This is a genomic window from Pseudomonas sp. ok272, assembly GCF_900109995.1.
Lineage (GTDB): Bacteria > Pseudomonadota > Gammaproteobacteria > Pseudomonadales > Pseudomonadaceae > Aquipseudomonas.
On the sequence record NZ_FOCB01000003.1, the window covers coordinates 356,508 to 374,382 of the forward strand.

Consider the following 17,875-nt stretch of genomic DNA (forward strand, 5'->3'; position numbering starts at 1 on the left):
GGGACTCCGCCACCGAGAAGCGCAACAAACTTACCGCGCAAACGTTAACCAGCTCACAAATAATCCACGAATCACTTAGCCTAAAATTCAATCAAACGCTGGCAAGCGCTGTAAAAAACAGCATTTGATAGCTATTGATTTATTTTCCGGCGCCCGCCTGCCTAGAATCACCCCCCGCCAGCATGCCCTCCAGCGCTAGAAAGCATGCGGCCTAGGCTTTGCTGGCTGTGCCCGCGGCACACCCCGTCAGCCCATCACACTGTTTTCTATCGCAACCGCTCGGCGGGCGAGAAAACGTCCTGCCGTAATTCCCAGGAAGACCGCTCACAACATGACTGGCAATGCAAAAGTCCACCATGGCGTGCCCGCCGAAAGTCTGACCAGGTTAAAGCCGCAGAAGTTAGGCAGGCACTATCACAAGATCCCGACCTACATACGCGAGCTGTCCAATAAACACCCGCGGGTCATCAGCGATTACTTCTTGCGTAATTACCGGATCAACCTCGAGCTTAATAAAGCCGTGGTCCACGAGTCCCGCAGCGAAGCCGCCGAATGTATTTATCGTTCGCCGCTGGGCAAAGTGGGGTTTTCCATCGAGCGCGCCTTATTAACAGAGGCGCTGGAGTGTTATTACGGCGGCACGTCGTTGCCCAGCCACGAGACCCCGCCGATCAGCACCTCCGAGCAGCGCATGCGCAGCCGTCTGGGCATCGATATCGCGCAGATCTTTGCTCGCTCGATTCTCGCCGGGTCCACGTTTGGCGAACTGAAGCCTTACGAAAATGCCTACGTCGAGACGCACTGGGAATACATCGCTGAGTTCCAGTACACCAGCCACATCACTGGTGTGAGTTCGTCGATTTTCATTTACCTGGACACCCAGCTGGTCGACGAGCTCACCAGCCGCCTGACCCATCCGAGCACTAGCCAGTTCAACGGTAACCCGGTCGAGCAGATCAAACACCTGCCGGTTCAACTCGATTGCGTGATCGCCAGCTTGCACATGCCACTGTCGCAAGTGCTCGACTTGCGTCTGGGCGACATTCTGATGATGCGTTTGCTGGAGCGCTGCGATGTGCAGATCAATCAGCAAAAGCTGTTTCGCGGCGCCATTTTCGAAGATAACGGCTCCTTATTGCTAACCTCGCTTGAGAGCGTGAAAACTCCATGAACGGCCCCCTTTCCGATAACGAATTCGACAGCCTGATCAACGATAGCGAGCTTGGCCTGACGCCCGCCGCCCTGGAGCCTGGCGTGGCTGAGCGCACCCCCCAGTTGCCGCAGCAAGACCTGAGCTTCTTTGGCAAGATCCCGGTGAATGTCACCCTGGAAGTAGCCTCCACCGAAATCTCCCTCAAGGAGTTGATGGAGGTCGACGCCAGCAGCGTGATCGTGCTCGATAAACTCGCTGGCGAACCACTCGACGTGAAGGTCAATGGGGCCTTGTTCGCCAAAGCTGAAGTGGTGGTGATGAACGGCAACTATGGCCTGCGCATTGTCGAACTCAGCGGCACCAGCCTGAATGACCTGACGGCATGAAGCGCGTGCGTTATTGGGGGTCACTGATCATGCTGCTGGGCACTGGCCTCATGCCCATGCTGGCTCAGGCGGCGGGAGGGGAAATCTCCCTGCTGAACCTGAACGATACTGAAAATGGCCAGGAACTCAGTGTCAAACTGCAGATTCTGGTCATCATGACCCTGCTCGGTTTTGTGCCGGCCATGCTCATGATGATGACCTGCTTTACGCGCTTCATCATCGTGCTGGCTATCCTGCGCCAGGCGATTGGCCTGCAACAAAGCCCGCCCAACCCAGTACTGGTCGGTGTCGCCCTGTGCTTGACCCTGCTGGTGATGCGCCCGGTCTGGCAGGAAATCTACAGCGAGGCCTACGCGCCATTCGAGCGCGACCAGATTTCCCTGGAGCAGGGCCTGGGCACCGCCAAGCAGTCACTCAGCCGTTTTATGCTGGCGCAAACCAACAAGACCTCCCTGGAAACCATGGTCTCGCTGGCGGGTGAAAAAATGCCCGAAGACCTCGCCAAGCTGGATTTTTTCCTGCTGCTGCCGGCCTTCGTACTCAGCGAGCTGAAAACCGCTTTCCAGCTGGGCTTCATGATTTTCGTGCCCTTTCTCGTGATTGACCTGGTGGTCGCCAGCGTCCTGATGGCGATGGGCATGATGATGCTATCGCCGATGATGATCTCGCTGCCCTTCAAGCTGATGATCTTCGTTCTGGTCGACGGCTGGACGCTGTTAGTTGGCACCCTCACCACCAGCATTCAACCGTTCTAGCCAGGACCGCCGCCACCATGCTCACCCCCGACAGCGCCGTCAGTATCGTCTCCAATGCCGTGCATATCACCGCGCTGATCGTCTGCGTGCTGATTGTCCCCAGCCTGATTGGTGGTCTACTGGTGAGCATCTTTCAGGCGGCCACGCAGATCAACGAGCAGATGCTCAGCTTCCTGCCGCGCCTGCTGATCACCCTCGGCATGCTGATGTTTGCTGGTCACTGGATTCTGCGCACCCTCGGTGACCTGTTCATTGAGTCCTTCAAGCAAGCCGGCAGGCTGGTTGGCTAACTGATATGCCCGCCAGCGAACCATTGCTGCACACCGGCCAATACCTGCAAGCCCTCGTGAATTATTGGTGGCCGTTTTGCCGCATTCTGGGGGTCTTGAGCATGGCCCCACTGTTCAACCACAAAACCTTATCGGTGCGTCTACGCGTACTCCTGGCGCTGGCCTTGACGCTGGCCCTGGCACAAGCCATGCCCAAGCCGCCATACATTGAACCGCTGTCCCTGCAGGGTCTGCTGACCACGCTGGAGCAAGTGCTGTTTGGCGTGCTGCTGGGGCTGAGCCTGCAACTGGTGTTTACCATTTTCACCCTGGTTGGCGAGGTCATTTCCACGCAAATGGGCATGAGCATGGCGCGCTACAACGACCCAATGAACGGCGTGTCGTCCTCTTCGATCGTGTTCCAGCTGTACTTCATCTTGTTAGTGTTCATGCTCCTGGCCATCGACGGCCATCTGCTCACGGTCAGCGTGCTCTACCAAAGTTTTATTTACTGGCCGATAGGCAGCGGCCTGCAGTTCGCCGGCTTCGAGCATTTCATCCGCGCCATCGCCTGGGTGTTCTCCGCCGCCGTGCTGATCACCCTGCCAGTGGTGTTCTGCATGACGCTGGTGCAGTTCTGCTTCGGCTTGCTCAACCGTATTTCACCCTCCTTGAACCTGTTTTCCCTGGGCTTTCCCATCACTATTCTGGTTGGCTTGTTGTGCATTCACATGACCCTGCCCAACCTGCCGGAAAGCTACCTGCACCTGACCCGCGAACTGCTGCACAACATTGGCAGCATGCATCTGGGGGGGCGTGATGTCTGAGCAAAGCAGCAGCTCCCAGGAAAAAACCGAAGAAGCCTCGCAACAGAAGCTCAAGAAGAGCAAAGACGACGGCCAGGTGGCCCGCTCCAAGGATCTGGCCACCACCATCTCCCTGCTGGCGACGCTGTTCGTGCTCAAATTCAGCGTGGTGCTGTTCTATGAAACCTTGCAGGAAAGCTTCCGCTTGTCGTACCAGAACTTTCAGCACAGTGAAATCAGCCTGGACGACCTGCAACTGATCATCACCCATAACCTGGTGCTGTTCATCACCTTGCTCCTGCCCCTGCTGGTGACACCCTTGCTGGTCGTGACGCTGTCGCTGGTTCCGGGTGGCTGGGTGTTTGCGGCGAAAAACTTCTACCCCAAATTCAGCAAGCTCAATCCAATCACTGGCCTGGCCAAGATCGTTTCGGCCCAGAGCTTCAGCGAGTTGTTCAAGTCGATCCTGAAAATTCTTGTGCTGCTGGGGGTGGCCTGGGTGCTGATCGCTGATGCCGTGCCCCGGCTGATTGCGCTGCAACGCAGTGATCTGTTCAGTGCCATAGGCAGCGCACTGTCGCTGACCTTCAACATGACCCTGACTTTGCTGCTGGTGTTTGTACTGTTCTCCTTTATCGACATCCCGTTGCAGCGCTTCTTCTTCCTGAAAAAAATGCGCATGACCAAGCAGGAGCGCAAAGAGGAACACAAGAACCAGGAGGGTCGTCCGGAGGTCAAGGCGCGCATCAAGCAACTGCAGCGACAGATGCTACAAGGGCAGATCAGCCGGGTGATCAAAAACGCCGATGTGATCATCGTCAACCCGCAGCACTTTGCGGTAGCCCTCAAGTACGACCCGAAAAAGGCCAATGCCCCCTTCTTGCTGGCCAAAGGCGTCGATGAGACCGCGCTGTACATGCGCAAGATGGCGGCTGCCAGCCAGCTTGAAGTGATCGAGCTGCCACCGCTGGCGCGCGCGATCTACTACAGCACCCAGGTTAACCAGCAAATCCCGGCACCGCTGTATACCGCGGTGGCGCATGTTCTGACCTACATCCTGCAACTGCGCGCCTACCGGCAAGGGCGCCGGAGCAAACCGCATTTGGCGGGCGACTTCAACATTCCCGATAGCATGGCGAACAGGGCTTAATCATGAATTTACTCCAGCAACTCGCGCCGACGTTCCGTAGTGGCCGCATCGGGATTCCACTGATCATTCTGTCGATCCTGGCAATGATCATTCTGCCGCTGCCACCGCTGCTGCTGGACATCTTGTTCACCTTCAACATCGCCATGGCGATCCTTGTGCTGCTGGTCAGCGTTTCAGCGAAAAGCCCGCTGGACTTCTCGCTGTTCCCCACCGTGATTCTGATCACCACCTTGCTGCGCCTGTGCCTCAACGTCGCGTCGACCCGCGTGGTGCTGCTCGACGGGCACACCGGCACCGGTGCGGCGGGCAAGGTGATCGAGGCCTTTGGTGAAGTCGTCATCGGCGGCAACTTTATTGTCGGCCTGGTGGTGTTCGCCATCTTGATGATCGTCAACTTCATCGTGATCACCAAAGGTGGCGAGCGGATCTCCGAAGTCACTGCGCGCTTTACCCTGGATGCCTTGCCCGGCAAACAGATGGCGATTGATGCCGACCTCAACGCTGGGGTGATTACCCAGGAAGAAGGCAAGCAGCGGCGCCAGCAAGTGGCCAAGGAAGCCGACTTCTACGGGGCCATGGACGGCGCCTCGAAGTTCGTACGCGGCGACGCTATCGCCGGCATCCTGATTCTGCTGATCAACCTGTTCGGCGGCTTTGCCATCGGCCTGTTTGTCTATGACCTGAGTGCGGGCCAGGCCTTCCAGCAATACGCTCTGCTGGCGATTGGTGATGGTCTGGTTGCGCAAATTCCAGCGCTGCTGCTGTCCACTGCGGCAGCGATTATCGTGACCCGGATCAACGAGTCCTCGGACATTACCACCCAGGTCCAGCGTCAGTTGATGGCCTCGCCGTCGGTGCTCTACACCGTGGCCGGCATCTTACTGATCCTGGGCCTGGTGCCCGGCATGCCGCATCTGGCCTTTATCAGCTTTGCCGCCCTGATCGGCTTTATTGGCTGGCGCGTTTCCGTCGGCCAGCCGCCCGACGAAGCCACTAGCCTGCAACAGGTGAAGGCCATCGGCAAAGCCATGGAGCAGGAGCGGGCCGAGAGTCTGGCCTGGGAAGATATTCCGATGGTCGAGCGGCTGTCGATTTCCCTTGGCTACAAACTGGTCGGCCTGGTCAACGAGGCGGCCGGCGCGCCCTTGGCGCAACGCGTACGCGGGGTGCGCCAGAGCCTCTCGGAAACCCTCGGCTTTCTCCTGCCGGAGGTGCAGATTCGCGACAGCCTGCGGCTCAAGGCCTCGCAGTACAACATCTACATCAACGGTGAACGAATCGACGGCGCTGAGCTGCACGCTGACCGTCTGATGGCCATTCCCTCCCCCGAGCTGTACGGCGAAATCGACGGTATTCTGGGCACCGACCCGGCCTATCGCATGCCGGTTGTGTGGATTGTGCCTGGCGACAAATCGCGAGCCCTTAACCTGGGGTATCAGGTGATCGACTGCGCCAGCGTGCTGGCCACCCATCTGAACAAAGTGGTGCGCAACAACCTCCCGGATATTTTCAAACACGACGATGTCGAGCACCTGATGCAACGCCTGGCCCTGCAAGCGCCGAAACTGGCCGAGAGCCTGAAAGCCCAACTGAGTTTCACCCAACAACATCGAGTGTATCGGCAGTTGCTCCTGGAAGAGGTCTCACTCAAGGACATCGTCAGCATCGCCACAGCCCTGGTTGAGGGCAGCGAAAGCACGAAAGACCCGATTCTGCTGGCATCGGACGTGCGCTATGCGCTGCGCCGCAACATCGTTTCAAGCATTGCCGGGGAGCGCAGCGAGGTGGCCGTGTTCGTACTGGATAACGCCCTGGAAAACACGCTGCTCAGTGCCTTGAGCATTGCCCGGCAGGCCGGGCCGGTAAGCCTGGATAACATCCCGGTCGAACCCAGCCTGCTCAATCAACTGCAAACCTCCATGCCGGTGGTCAAGGAAAAGCTGCGCAAGGAAGGCCATCCGCCCATTCTCACCGTGACGCCACAATTACGCCCGCTGCTCGCGCGTTATGCACGGGTGTTCAGCCCAGGCCTGTACGTGCTGTCGCAAAATGAAATCCCAGAGAAGGTTGGGGTCAATATTCTCGGCAGCCTAGGCTAACCCCGTAGCCAATGCCGCGAGCGGGTCAACTCTGTACGCGTCGCATTGGCCGCATATTGCCCACCAAGTGGGCGAACGCCTCCGAGTCTTGAGCCAATCTAAAGCCCGACTCAAAGTATCCGGTTCTCGCGTTTTCCTGCGACCACAGGCATAGCGCCAGAATGTCGACCTTACGCAACTCGCCGTCGCGATCACGCATCCGCAGGCGCAGATTCATACAGCTGTCGACGTCCTGCGGGGCGTCACTGAGCAGGCGCAAACCTGACTCGGACACGTCGCCCACATAGCCAATCAATTGGTCGGTCTGGCAATCGCTGACCTTGATACGGAAGATTGAACGAAAGGTGATGCGAGTGTGCTGACGCATGATGTGTGAGGTCTTTTTTTGGGTTCGCAAGATACCAGCGGCAGTCAAATTTGAACGCGCGAATCGCATCCTGACCGTTGGGTGCTTTAGCCTGCGGTCTCGCGCACGAGGCCGCAGGTTAAAGAAGGCGACCGGCTGGCGCCATTCATTAAGCCCAGCACCGGTAATGGCTCACCGGGTCAGTGAAATCTCGGCAACAGGGTCAATTCAGCGTTTGCAGGGGCTCCCGAATCATCTATTTTGTGACCCAGTCAACGTAACGCTGCTATCGCCAAGAACGCTCGAATGGTCATGTGCAAACGACACGGTCTGCAACATCCGAACGATGGCAGGCGTCGAAGGAGATACTGTGAACATATTGGTAACCGGGGCTTCCGGCTTCATGGCCAGGACCCTCATCTCCAGGCTTTGCGAGAATGACGGACTGCACGTGACGGGTCTTTCACGGAAGGCTGCCCGCTGGCAGGCGGCGGATACCTCCCCGGCGAAGCACGCATTCGCCACCGCTGATTTTATGGCGTGTCTGGCCGGTATCGACGTGGTGGTTCACGCCGCAGCCCGTGCTCATGTCCTCAAGGATGAGGCCGCAGACCCGCTGGCGGAATTTCGCAAGGTCAATGTCGACTTCACACTGAACATTGCCCGCCAGGCAGCCGTTAGCGGCGTCAAAAGATTCATCTTCATCAGCACCATTGGCGTGAATGGGACATGTAACGACCGACCCTTTACCGCAACTGACTCAGTTGCTCCCGAGGAGCCCTATGCGATCTCCAAATGGGAGGCCGAGCAGGGTCTTGTCGAACTGTGCAAAACCAACAGCATGGAGCTGGTGATTATTCGCCCGCCCCTGATGTATGGCCCCGGCGCCCCGGGCAATTTCGCAAACTTGGTTAAATGGGTTGCAAGTGGCATTCCACTGCCCCTCGGAGCAATCGCTAACCAACGCTCATTGATTGGCCTGGACAACATGGTCGATTTGATCGCAACGTGCCTCGATCACCCCGCCGCTGCTGGCAAGGTGCTGCTTGCTTCAGATGGCGAGGACGTTTCGACCTCGGAACTGTTGCGCCGCGTGGCGAAAGCGATGGGTAAGCCAGCGAGGCTCATTCCGGTGCCCGAAGCCGTCCTGAGAGCGGGGGCCGCCGTGCTCGGGAAGCGGGCGATGGCGAATCGGCTGCTGGGGTCCTTGCGGGTGGACATCAGCAAAACCACGGAGCTGCTTGGGTGGACGCCGCCCTTCTCACTCGATGAAGGCCTGAGTAGATGCTTCAAGGATTCGGCGCAGGATACACCGCGTGTTGTCCTGAAGTAGCCAGGCCCCCTTACCGGATGAGACCTGCAGTAACCAAGAAGGCCAATGCACTCGCGTTGGCCTTCTTGATGACTCGCCGAACAAGCACTACTCACGTGTCGTCGCAACACTCTCCAAGCGATAGCCATAGCCATAGATCGTCAACAACTGCCAGCCACGGTCAGGGGTCAGGCCCAGTTTGTTGCGCAGGCGGTAGATATGGGTATCCAGCGGTCTGGAAGACACCATCTCCTCGTGACTCCAAAAACGTTCGTAGAGGTACTCTCGCGATAGCGGCCGGCCGAGGTTGGTGAACAGGCAATGCGCCAGGCGGTATTCCCGCTCTGTCAGGCTGATGGGACTACCGGCGCGGATCACTGTGAGTTCGGCGTCGTCGAACACCAAATCATTGAAGCTAAGATGCTCGTTGGTTGAGGTGCGCTGCAGGCCATGACGGCGCAGTACGGCCGCGACCCGGGCCTTGAGCTCATTGGGGCGGAACGGTTTGCTGACGTAGTCGTCGGCACCCGCGTTCAATGCCTGGACGATGTCACTTTCCGCATCGCGGCTGGTCAGCATGATGGCCGCGGGAGGCGCTTTCATGTGTTCGCGGGTCCAGCGTAGCAATGACAGGCCGCTGATATCGGGTAACTGCCAATCGAGGATGAGCAGGTCGAAGGTCTCGCGCCGAAGCTGGCGCAGCAGGTCCTCACCTCGCTCGAAGCTGTAGAGCGACCACGCTGGCTCCCCAACCCCGGGAATTTGTCGCAGTGTCTGTTCCACCCGGCGTAACTCGGCGGGTTCGTCATCCAGTATTGCGACACGCATGCGGGGTGTTTCCTTCGACTCGTAGAATGGCGTGGGTAAAAGGTCCTACGATGTCGAGTTTAGGCTGATTGTTCGAATCTGAACAATTGTGGCGATTTACTCCAGGCTGTCCTTGGTTGGTTAGGCTGATATCAATAGGCCGGTAATCGGCAGGTATCCGCTTGAAGAGTCAAGGAAGCCGCCATAGTGAAAAGTTGGAATCTTCATGCATTGAGGGTGAGGGGGGGTAGGAAGTGGGTGCTGACAGGGTGTTTGTCGTTGGTGTTCGCGGCCTACATGGGGACTGCGGCATCTACCGCAAGCTCAAGTGATGTGCCGGCGAACACGCCGCCGTCGCCGCGTTACTTCAGTCCTGTGGCGACACCCGTAGGGTTTAGCGATTCGCGAGGTTTTGCACCGGTCGATACACCCGAAGAGGAGCCATTGCGGGTACGTGAAAGCCAGCCGCGCTGGGTGTTCTGACACGTCGGCGGAGCAATTCTGAACAAATATTGAGAATCAGCCAATCGCACCTGGAAATCGGTACATTCATCCGCGTTGAGAGGCACAGGAGCACTGGGATGTGCTCCGACACAGGGTGTGTCGCTGCCACCTGGCAGGACCGCCGATCGCCGGTTCGCTTGCGGTCTGCAGTCCAGGGGAAAAAAAGGAGTGCCCTCTCATGTTTCTCGAGATCGAGATGGATTCGATCCGACACAAGGATGTGTCACTTCCCTCCTTCGAGGTGTTCACGTTCAGGGAGCCCCGAAACAGCTTTTTATCGGCGATCATTGCGTACGCTGGCCTGGGCTACCGGTCGTAGAGCCCTGTCAGGTATGGTGCATGCATAGGGTTGCCCAATTGGCTGATCTGCCCGACCTTTAGAAAAGCGTGAAAAGCGAATCCAATGACCCCGATCACTTCTTTGCACTGTCGCCGTTTCAGCACTTGCCTGCTGCTGGTTGCGGGCTTGTTGGGTTCGTTGACCCAGAGCGCGCACGCTGCGTCCCTCCCCGCAAAGCGCCTACCGTATATCGATGATAACCAGCAATGTCGTGGCCAGCCGTTGCCTGCCACGATTGAGCACCTGAGCGGCGAAGCCTGGAAGCTCGACCACAAGGGCCAGCAGGTTCCTTTGGAAGAGGGCATGAGCGTGGATGAACAGGAAGGGGTGAAGACCTCCCCTTCTGCATTTGTCAGTCTGTCGCTGGGCGATGGATCGCGTATCGTCCTGCCCTCCAGTTCCCAGGTCAGGTTGACGCTCAACGAAGAGCTCAAGGTGGCGCAGGTCATTCTGGAGCAGGGTCAGGTCGAGTCCTATGTGATCAAGCGTGCCAGCGACTATGATCGTTTTCAGATTGTCACGCCGGTGGGGGTACTCGGCGTGCGCGGCACGCACTTTCGAGTGCGTAACGATGACAAGGGCCAGTCGTTGGTCGAAGTGCTGAACGGCCAGGTGGCCGTTGATCGCACTGAGGATACCGATCAGCCTGCGAAGAAGCCTGGGGATAAGTCGCCGCGCCAAGTCGGTGCAGGGGACGACGAGGTGGTACAGGTCATGGCTCGCCAGGGGCTACGCATTCAAAAGGAAGGCAAGCTCACGCCGACCGATTTGCTGCCAGCCCCGCAGCTGCTCGGCCAGGCAGGCCAGACCGGGCGGCAGCCTGTCTGGCAATTGATCATCAGACCCATGGACGGTGCGACGCGCTACCGTGCCCAGGTGGCCACCGACACGGGGTTCTTGAACATCTTGCAGGAGCAGTTTTCCAGCACGCCCGAGATCAATTTCAGCGGATTGAAGGCGTTTAATTACCACGTTCGGCTCTCTGCGTTTGACGATCAGGGGCTTGAAGGAGAAACCGGGGTATATGACATCTTCTATTACCCCCGGACCCTGCGTGTCCAATAAACCATCGGCCTGTTACCGATGATGCCCTGGCCGAGGAAGGAAGGGCGAGAGCCGAGCCAGGCGCAGCACCTGTTTCGTCGCTTGGTCCGTGAGTGGCTCTGGGTCAGCCTGATCCTGTTGCCGCTGACGGCCATCCTGTCCTTGAGCCAAGGGCTGACACTGAGCAACCTGCTGTATGACAACCTGCGCCGCCTGAGTCCCCTGCCGGTTGATCCACGAATCCTCATCGTCACCATCGACGACTACAGCTTGCAGCAACTGGGGCAGTGGCCGTGGTCACGGACGGTGCATGCAGACTTGCTGGACCGCCTGACGGCCGCCAAGGTCAGGGGCGTGCTGTTTGACGTGATCTTCAGCGAGCCGGACAAAATCCCAGGCCATGATCAGCGCCTGGCCGAGGCGATCTGTCGGGCCGGCAATGTGTTCATTCCCTTGCTGCGCGAAGGTGTCGCCCGCTACGGACAGCCGCTGGGTGAGATCGAGCCCGTGGCAGCCTTGGGCCAGTGTGCCAAGGGTATTGGCCATATCAATGCCGAGGCAGACCCTGATGGCACGGTGCGCAGCGTTTACCTGCGCGAAGGCCCTGAGCGCAATCCGCGGTCGCAGTTGGCGTGGTTGTTGTACGAAACAACCACCGAGGGCCCGGACATCCTGCCGGGCGTACCCTCGCCATCGACGGTGCAAGGGTGGCAACGCTCCTACGGCATTCGCATCCCGTTTATCAGTGCCGATGCCGGGTTTCCCAGCGTGCCCTACGTCAGCGTGCTGCGGGGCGAAGTGCCGCCGCAGTTGCTACGCGATCGCTTGATCCTGGTGGGCTCCACGGCGCCAGGGTTGGGCGACCGCTATGTGACGCCACAGTCGGCGAGCCTGGGTACGACGCCGGGCATCGAGATTCAGGCCAATCTGCTGAACGGCCTGCTTCAACAACGCAGCATCGTGGTGCTGGGCACTGGCTGGACGGTCACCTTGTCAGTCGCGTTCGTGACCGTGCTGCTGGCCTTGCTGTTGCTTCGACCACGGCGAGCCCTGTGGTTGACGCTGGGGTGCATGGCGCTCGCCCTACTGAGTTCCGCGCTACTGCTCAGAGGTGGATGGTGGTGGTCGCCGGCGGCCAGCGTGCTGGGGATGCTCCTGGGGTACCTGATCTGGAACTGGCGCCGGTTGAGCGCAGTGCTCGCCTACTTCGGCTGGGAACTGGAACGCCTGGACAGTGAGCCGAAAGTATTCCCCGAGCGCCGCCGTATACCTTCGCCGGCGGGTGACGAGTTGCAAGGGCAGATAGTCGCGCTGGAACAGGCCTTGAGCCGAACGCGCGATACCCGCCGATTCATCGCGGACGGCCTGGAGTATCTGCCCGTGGCGACACTGATCAGCGCCCCCGACGGGCGAATTCTGTTGGCCAACCGCAATGCCCGGAGCTTGTTTGCCGGTGATCTGGTGGGCGAGGATTTACTGCAACGACTCGCTGGCGTGGGCTACCCGGGGCTGGCAGATGGCGAGCGCCCTAGCCTGTCGACACTACCGAGCAACGAGTTCCGCGATACCCAGGGCCGGAGCCTGCGAGTGGATCTGGCGCCGTTGTTGCCGGCCGAGGAAGGACCGGCGATTGGTTGGCTGCTGAGCCTCACGGACCTGAGCGTCGAACGCGATGCCGAGGAACAGCGCGCGGTGCTGCTACGTTTCCTGTCCCACGACCTGCGCGCCCCCCATTCAGCGATCCTGGCCCTGCTGGATGTTCAGCGCCATCAGCGCAGCGGCGACCTGCACCTGTTCGGCCAGATCGAACTGCAGGTACGCAAAGCCCTGGGCCTGACTGAAGCGTTTGTGCAGTTGGCGAAGGCCGAGTCCGAGGCATATCAGTTCGAGCCCAGCATGTTCGCCATGCTGGTGCTCGATGCGTTCGACCAAGCGATGAGCATCGCCCAGCTCAAGCAGATCGAATTGACCCATGACCTGGACGATGACGCCGAAGGCCTGGTGCTGGCCGACCAGTCGCTACTGACCCGAGCACTGTTCAACGTGCTGGAAAACGCCATCAAGTACAGCCCGGAAGGTTCGACGGTCAGCGTGCGGGTGAGGGACTCGCAGGGCTGGCTGAGTTGTGAAATTGTCGACCAAGGCCAGGGCATCGCTGCCGATGAGCTGGAGCAATTGTTCGGCCAGTATCGCCGGTTTGCCTCATCGCGAGGCAGCGAGGGCCTGGGCCTGGGGTTGTCGATGGTCAAGGCGGTGGTGGATCGGCATGGGGGGCGGATCCAGTGCACAAGCCGCGTTGGCCAGGGCACGACCTTTACGGTTCAGTTGCCATTGCTGGATGGATGAGCACAGTAAGCGGGCATAAAAAGCGTTGGCACGGGTTACGGCGTTTTGAAGACTTAAACCCGCGACATCATTTCAGCGTAACCCGCCTACTGCTTATCCACAGGGACTCACGTCGCGTCTGGGAGTGGCGACAACGACCCCATCTCACGCTGGGTCTGTTCGTTCCAGGCGGCTGCGCGGTCGTTGAGTTCGGCGATTGCTCGTGGCCCGCTGCCCTCGGCGTACATCGGCGCACCAATCACCACGGTGATGGTGCCGGGGTTTTTCGCCCAGCCAGTCTTGGGCCAGAACCGGCCGGCATTGTGGGCAATGGGCAGCACGGGCAACTGGGCGTTGACCGCCAGTGCCGTACCGCCGCGGGAGAACTTGCCCACCGTGCCAAACGGAACGCGGGTGCCCTCGGGGAAGATCAGTACCCAGACATTGTCCTTGAGCAGTTCATCGCCCTTCTTCGCCACATGCTTGAGCGCGGCCTTCGGGTTATCGCGGTCGATGGCGATCGGGCGCAACATGGCCATTGCCCAGCCGAAGAACGGCACATACAGCAGTTCGCGCTTGAGCACTTGGCTTAGCGGCTGGAAGTAGGCCGACAGGAAGAATGTTTCCCAGGTGCTCTGGTGGTTCGAGAGGATCACGCAGGGGCGGTCCGGGACGTTCTCGGCACCTTTGACTTCATAGCGGATGCCCAGGAACACCTTGCTCAGCCACAAGGCGCAGCGGCACCAGTAGACATTAATGAAGCGGTAGCGCGCCTTGAACGGAAGGAAAGGCGCGATGAAAAAACTCAGGCTGCACCACAGCAACGAGCTGGTGCCCAGCAGCAGGTAAAAAAGAAAGGTTCTGATTGCCTGCAAGATCGACATGGTCGCGTTTACCATTGCGGGGCATTGCCCGCCTTCTAAAAGCGCGTTCCCGAACAATCCTTGATCAGGATGTCAGAATCGCCCTAATTGTTGATAAGTTCTGCGGCAATCGCCGCCAGATCGTCAAAAATCAGCGTACCTGCCGGAAGGCCCTTACCCTGAGTCTTTTCGCCTTTACCGGTCTTTACCAAAACTGGCTGACAGTCGACGGCCTTTGCCGCCTCCAGGTCACCGAGACTGTCGCCAACGAACCACAGGCCCGTCAGCGCCACCTCGTAATGGGCGGCAATGGTTTTCAACATGCCGGGTTTTGGTTTACGGCAGTCACAGCCTTCGTCTGGCCCGTGTGGGCAGTAGACGATCAAGCCGAGTTCGCCGCCCTGCTCGGCCACCAGATGGCGCAAGCGCGCATGCATGGCGTCCAGGGTGGCGACATCGTAGTAGCCGCGAGCAATGCCCGACTGGTTGGTAGCCACGGCTACGGTCCAGCCGGCCTTGCTCAACTGCGCGATGGCCTCGACCGAGCCGGGCAGCGGGATCCACTCCTCCACCGACTTGATGTAAGCGTCGGAGTCGTAATTGATCACCCCGTCCCGATCGAGAATCAGCAGCTTCAAACCGTATTACCCCAGCAACGAAATGTCGGCAACGCCCAGGAACAGACCGCGCAGGCGGGCCAGCAAAGCGTAACGGTTGGCCCGTACGTTGGCGTCGTCAGCGTTGACCATCACCGCCTCGAAGAACGCATCCACCGGCTCGCGCAGGGCTGCCAGGCGGGCCAGCGATTCGCTGTACTGGCGGGCGGCGGCCATTGGCTGCACGGCTTGGTCCGCTTGCTGGATCGCCGAGTACAGGGAGAACTCGTTGGCGTTGTCGAAGTACTTGGCTTCCACGTGCGTCGGCACGCTGCCTTCGAGCTTGCTCAGCAGGTTCGATACGCGCTTGTTCACCGCGGCCAGGGCAGCGGCTTCCGGCAACTGGCGGAAGGCTTGCACCGCCTGGACGCGCTGGTCGAAGTCCAGGGCTGAACCCGGCTTCAGGGCACGCACCGACAGGTACGTGGCGACATCCACGCCTTCGTCTTCGTAACGGGCACGCAGGCGGTCGAAGATGAACTCCAGCACCGAGTCCGCCAGGCCAGCGGTCTTGACCTTGGTGCCGAACGCGGCCACGGCGAACGCCACGGCGTCGGTCAGGTCGAGGTCGAGCTTCTTGTCGATCAGGATGCGCAGCACGCCCAGCGCGGCACGGCGCAGTGCGTACGGGTCCTTGCTGCCGGTGGGCAGCATGCCGATCCCGAAGATACCCACCAGGGTGTCGAGCTTGTCGGCAATCGCCACGGCTGCGCCGGTCAGGGTCGTCGGCAGCTCGGCACCCGCACCGCGCGGCATGTACTGCTCGTTCAGTGCCAGGGCGACTTCTTCCGGCTCGCCGTCATTGAGGGCGTAGTAGTAACCGGCGACACCTTGCATCTCCGGGAACTCACCGACCATTTCGGTCGCCAGGTCGCACTTGGACAGCAGGCCGGCACGGGCCGCCCACGGAGCGTTGCCGCCAATATGCGGGGCAATGAACGCGGCCAGCTTGGAGACGCGCTCGGCCTTGTCGTAGACGCTGCCGAGTTTTTCCTGGAACACCACGTTCTGCAGGCGCAGGTTGAAGTCTTCGAGTTTGTGCTTCTTGTCTTGCTTGAAGAAGAACTCGGCGTCGGTCAGGCGTGGGCGAACCACCTTCTCGTTGCCGTCGATGATCTGCTGCGGGTCTTTGCTCTCGATGTTGGCTACGGTAATGAAACGCGGCAGCAACTTGCCATCGGCGTCCAGCAGGCAGAAGTACTTCTGGTTGTCCTGCATGGTGGTGATCAAGGCTTCCTGCGGCACGTCGAGGAAGCGCTCTTCGAACGAGCACACCAGCGGCACGGGCCATTCCACCAGCGCGGTGACTTCGTCGAGCAAGGCCGGTGGCACGATAGCGGTGCCTTCCTGGCGGGTGGCCAGTTCGGCGGTGCGCTTGCTGATCAGCTCGCGACGCTCATTGGCATCGGCCAGTACATAGGCGGCGCGCAAGTCGTTGAGGTAGTTGGCCGGTGCGGTGATGCGTACGTTTTCCGGGTGATGGAAACGGTGACCACGCGAATCACGGCCGGCCTTCTGGGCGAGGATGGTGCAATCGACCACGTGATCGCCGAGCAGCATCACCAGCCATTGGGTCGGACGCACGAACTCTTCTTTGCGCGCACCCCAGCGCATGCGCTTGGGGATCGGCAGGTCGTTCAGCGAGTCTTCGACGATGGTCGGCAACAGGCTGGCGGTCGGCTTGCCGGCGATGTTCTGGCTGTAGCGCAGCTTCGGACCGCTCTGGTCGATTTCGCTGAGGTCCACGCCGCACTTCTTGGCGAAGCCCAGGGCGGCCTGGGTCGGGTTGCCTTCGGCATCGAACGCGGCCTGGCGGGGCGGGCCGTCGAGGTTGATGCTGCGATCGGGCTGTTGAGTGGCCAGGGCGGTGATCAGCACGGCCAGGCGGCGCGGGGCGGCATACACGGTCTTGGCTTCAAAGCCCAGGCCCGCGGCCAGCAGGCCTTTCTCGATACCGGCCAGGAACGCCTCGGCCAGGGTATTCAGGGCCTTGGGTGGCAGCTCTTCGGTGCCCAGTTCAACCAGGAAATCTTGAGCACTCATTGTGCAGCCTCCAGCTTAGCCAACACTTCATCACGCAAATCCGGGGTCGCCATCGGGAAGCCCAGCTTGGCGCGAGCCAGCAGGTAGGCTTGCGCAACGGAACGCGCCAGGGTGCGTACACGCAGGATGTATTGCTGGCGCGCGGTTACCGAGATCGCCCGGCGTGCGTCCAGCAGGTTGAAGGTGTGGGATGCCTTCAGGACCATTTCATAGCTTGGCAACGGCAGCGGTTGATCGAGTTCGATCAGGCGCTTGGCTTCGCTTTCGTAGAAGTCGAACAGTTCGAACAGCTTCTCGACGTTGGCGTGTTCGAAGTTGTAGGTCGACTGTTCCACTTCGTTCTGGTGGAACACATCGCCGTAGGTCACTTTGCCCATCGGACCGTCAGCCCAGACCAGGTCGTAGACCGAGTCCACGCCTTGCAGGTACATGGCCAGGCGTTCCAGGCCGTAGGTGATCTCGCCGGTCACCGGGTAGCACTCGATGCCACCCGCTTGCTGGAAGTAGGTGAATTGGGTCACTTCCATGCCGTTGAGCCAGACTTCCCAGCCCAGGCCCCAGGCGCCCAGGGTCGGCGACTCCCAGTTGTCTTCGACGAAACGGATGTCGTGGACCAGCGGGTCCAGGCCGACGTGTTTCAACGAGCCCAGGTACAGTTCCTGGAAATTGTCCGGGTTCGGCTTCAGGACCACCTGGAACTGGTAGTAGTGCTGCAGGCGGTTCGGGTTTTCGCCGTAGCGGCCGTCAGTCGGGCGACGACTGGGCTGCACATAAGCGGCGTTCCAGGTTTCCGGGCCAATGGCCCGCAGGAAGGTAGCGGTGTGGAAAGTGCCGGCGCCTACTTCCATATCGTAGGGCTGAAGTACCACACAACCTTGCTCGGCCCAGTATTGCTGGAGGGCGAGGATCAAGTCTTGGAAGGTACGCACGGCTGGCGTAGGCTGGCTCACGAAATTCACCTGTTACTTGGGCTGCGATTTAAAGAGCGGGAGTATACCCGATTCGGCCCCGCCACCA

The 17,875-nt window shown here is 59.8% G+C and carries 16 protein-coding genes; 10 read left to right on the top strand and 6 right to left on the bottom strand.

The annotated features are described in order from the left end of the window. Positions 1–331: 331 nt before the first annotated feature. The 7 genes from BMW74_RS07255 to BMW74_RS07285 are packed head-to-tail and all read left to right on the top strand — an operon-like array spanning position 332 to position 6,618. Positions 332–1,171 (top strand): FliM/FliN family flagellar motor switch protein, encoded by an 840-nt coding sequence (locus BMW74_RS07255; RefSeq protein ID WP_093415706.1) that lies wholly within the window; start codon positions 332–334, stop codon positions 1,169–1,171. Continuing rightward, positions 1,168–1,539 carry a flagellar motor switch protein FliN gene (fliN, locus tag BMW74_RS07260; protein WP_093415711.1) on the top strand — a complete coding sequence of 124 codons (372 nt, stop codon included), beginning with the start codon at positions 1,168–1,170 and terminating at the stop codon, positions 1,537–1,539. Before BMW74_RS07255 ends, fliN begins: the two co-directional genes overlap by 4 nt. Beyond that, positions 1,536–2,294 carry a flagellar type III secretion system pore protein FliP gene (gene fliP / locus BMW74_RS07265; protein WP_093415716.1) on the top strand — a complete coding sequence of 253 codons (759 nt, stop codon included), beginning with the start codon at positions 1,536–1,538 and terminating at the stop codon, positions 2,292–2,294. Before fliN ends, fliP begins: the two co-directional genes overlap by 4 nt. Positions 2,295–2,311: 17 nt before the next feature. Next, complete coding sequence (locus tag BMW74_RS07270; protein ID WP_093415719.1) at positions 2,312–2,584, top strand: flagellar biosynthetic protein FliQ; 273 nt, start codon at positions 2,312–2,314, stop codon at positions 2,582–2,584. A 5-nt stretch (positions 2,585–2,589) separates the two neighbouring features. Beyond that, a complete protein-coding gene (gene fliR / locus BMW74_RS07275; RefSeq protein ID WP_093415722.1) occupies positions 2,590–3,390 on the top strand; it encodes a flagellar biosynthetic protein FliR in 801 nt (266 codons plus the stop codon). After that, the gene (gene flhB, locus BMW74_RS07280) at positions 3,383–4,519 is read left to right on the top strand and encodes a flagellar type III secretion system protein FlhB (RefSeq protein WP_093415725.1); all 1,137 of its coding nucleotides are present in this window, start codon (positions 3,383–3,385) and stop codon (positions 4,517–4,519) included. Before fliR ends, flhB begins: the two co-directional genes overlap by 8 nt. Before the next feature lie 2 nt (positions 4,520–4,521). Next, the gene (locus BMW74_RS07285; RefSeq protein WP_093415728.1) at positions 4,522–6,618 is read left to right on the top strand and encodes a flagellar biosynthesis protein FlhA; all 2,097 of its coding nucleotides are present in this window, start codon (positions 4,522–4,524) and stop codon (positions 6,616–6,618) included. A 25-nt stretch (positions 6,619–6,643) separates the two neighbouring features. On the opposite strand, the gene BMW74_RS07290 is transcribed toward BMW74_RS07285, so the two are convergent. Next, a complete protein-coding gene (locus BMW74_RS07290; RefSeq protein ID WP_093415732.1) occupies positions 6,644–6,985 on the bottom strand; it encodes a PilZ domain-containing protein in 342 nt (113 codons plus the stop codon). Positions 6,986–7,334: 349 nt separating this feature from the next. Between BMW74_RS07290 and BMW74_RS07295 the strand changes: the two genes are divergently transcribed. Further along, the gene (locus tag BMW74_RS07295) at positions 7,335–8,297 is read left to right on the top strand and encodes a UDP-glucose 4-epimerase family protein (protein WP_256562541.1); all 963 of its coding nucleotides are present in this window, start codon (positions 7,335–7,337) and stop codon (positions 8,295–8,297) included. A gap of 87 nt (positions 8,298–8,384) precedes the next feature. Here the strand turns inward: BMW74_RS07295 and BMW74_RS07300 are convergent, their stop codons facing one another. Then, on the bottom strand, positions 8,385–9,104 hold the full coding sequence (locus BMW74_RS07300; RefSeq protein WP_093415739.1) for a response regulator transcription factor: 720 nt from the start codon (positions 9,102–9,104) through the stop codon (positions 8,385–8,387). A gap of 886 nt (positions 9,105–9,990) precedes the next feature. On the opposite strand from BMW74_RS07300, the gene BMW74_RS07310 reads away from it, so the two are divergent. Both BMW74_RS07310 and BMW74_RS07315 read left to right on the top strand, forming a co-directional pair. Continuing rightward, the gene (locus BMW74_RS07310) at positions 9,991–10,992 is read left to right on the top strand and encodes a FecR family protein (RefSeq protein WP_175479164.1); all 1,002 of its coding nucleotides are present in this window, start codon (positions 9,991–9,993) and stop codon (positions 10,990–10,992) included. A gap of 18 nt (positions 10,993–11,010) precedes the next feature. Beyond that, positions 11,011–13,317: a CHASE2 domain-containing protein gene (locus BMW74_RS07315; RefSeq protein WP_093415746.1), complete on the top strand. Its 2,307-nt coding sequence runs from the start codon at positions 11,011–11,013 to the stop codon at positions 13,315–13,317. Positions 13,318–13,424: 107 nt separating this feature from the next. Here the strand turns inward: BMW74_RS07315 and BMW74_RS07320 are convergent, their stop codons facing one another. The 4 genes from BMW74_RS07320 to glyQ form a co-directional block, all read right to left on the bottom strand. Beyond that, a complete protein-coding gene (locus BMW74_RS07320; protein WP_093415749.1) occupies positions 13,425–14,180 on the bottom strand; it encodes a lysophospholipid acyltransferase family protein in 756 nt (251 codons plus the stop codon). 83 nt (positions 14,181–14,263) lie between these two features. After that, positions 14,264–14,797, bottom strand: a complete 534-nt coding sequence (gene gmhB, locus BMW74_RS07325) for a D-glycero-beta-D-manno-heptose 1,7-bisphosphate 7-phosphatase (protein ID WP_093415752.1) — start codon at positions 14,795–14,797, stop codon at positions 14,264–14,266. A gap of 6 nt (positions 14,798–14,803) precedes the next feature. After that, a complete protein-coding gene (glyS, locus tag BMW74_RS07330) occupies positions 14,804–16,858 on the bottom strand; it encodes a glycine--tRNA ligase subunit beta (protein ID WP_093415755.1) in 2,055 nt (684 codons plus the stop codon). Beyond that, positions 16,855–17,808, bottom strand: coding sequence for a glycine--tRNA ligase subunit alpha (glyQ, locus tag BMW74_RS07335; RefSeq protein ID WP_008155694.1), 954 nt, complete (start codon positions 17,806–17,808; stop codon positions 16,855–16,857). The genes glyS and glyQ overlap by 4 nt, the downstream gene beginning before the upstream one ends. Positions 17,809–17,875 lie beyond the last annotated feature (67 nt).

Coding starts and splice junctions, on each gene's coding strand:
- fliN (WP_093415711.1), top strand. CDS start 1,168: ATGAACGGCCCCCTTTCCGATAACGAATTCGACAGCCTGATCAACGAT.
- BMW74_RS07315 (WP_093415746.1), top strand. CDS start 11,011: ATGATGCCCTGGCCGAGGAAGGAAGGGCGAGAGCCGAGCCAGGCGCAG.
- fliP (WP_093415716.1), top strand. CDS start 1,536: ATGAAGCGCGTGCGTTATTGGGGGTCACTGATCATGCTGCTGGGCACT.
- BMW74_RS07285 (WP_093415728.1), top strand. CDS start 4,522: ATGAATTTACTCCAGCAACTCGCGCCGACGTTCCGTAGTGGCCGCATC.
- BMW74_RS07255 (WP_093415706.1), top strand. CDS start 332: ATGACTGGCAATGCAAAAGTCCACCATGGCGTGCCCGCCGAAAGTCTG.
- flhB (WP_093415725.1), top strand. CDS start 3,383: ATGTCTGAGCAAAGCAGCAGCTCCCAGGAAAAAACCGAAGAAGCCTCG.
- BMW74_RS07300 (WP_093415739.1), bottom strand. CDS start 9,104: ATGCGTGTCGCAATACTGGATGACGAACCCGCCGAGTTACGCCGGGTG.
- BMW74_RS07320 (WP_093415749.1), bottom strand. CDS start 14,180: ATGTCGATCTTGCAGGCAATCAGAACCTTTCTTTTTTACCTGCTGCTG.
- BMW74_RS07270 (WP_093415719.1), top strand. CDS start 2,312: ATGCTCACCCCCGACAGCGCCGTCAGTATCGTCTCCAATGCCGTGCAT.
- BMW74_RS07310 (WP_175479164.1), top strand. CDS start 9,991: ATGACCCCGATCACTTCTTTGCACTGTCGCCGTTTCAGCACTTGCCTG.
- glyS (WP_093415755.1), bottom strand. CDS start 16,858: ATGAGTGCTCAAGATTTCCTGGTTGAACTGGGCACCGAAGAGCTGCCA.
- BMW74_RS07290 (WP_093415732.1), bottom strand. CDS start 6,985: ATGCGTCAGCACACTCGCATCACCTTTCGTTCAATCTTCCGTATCAAG.
- fliR (WP_093415722.1), top strand. CDS start 2,590: ATGCCCGCCAGCGAACCATTGCTGCACACCGGCCAATACCTGCAAGCC.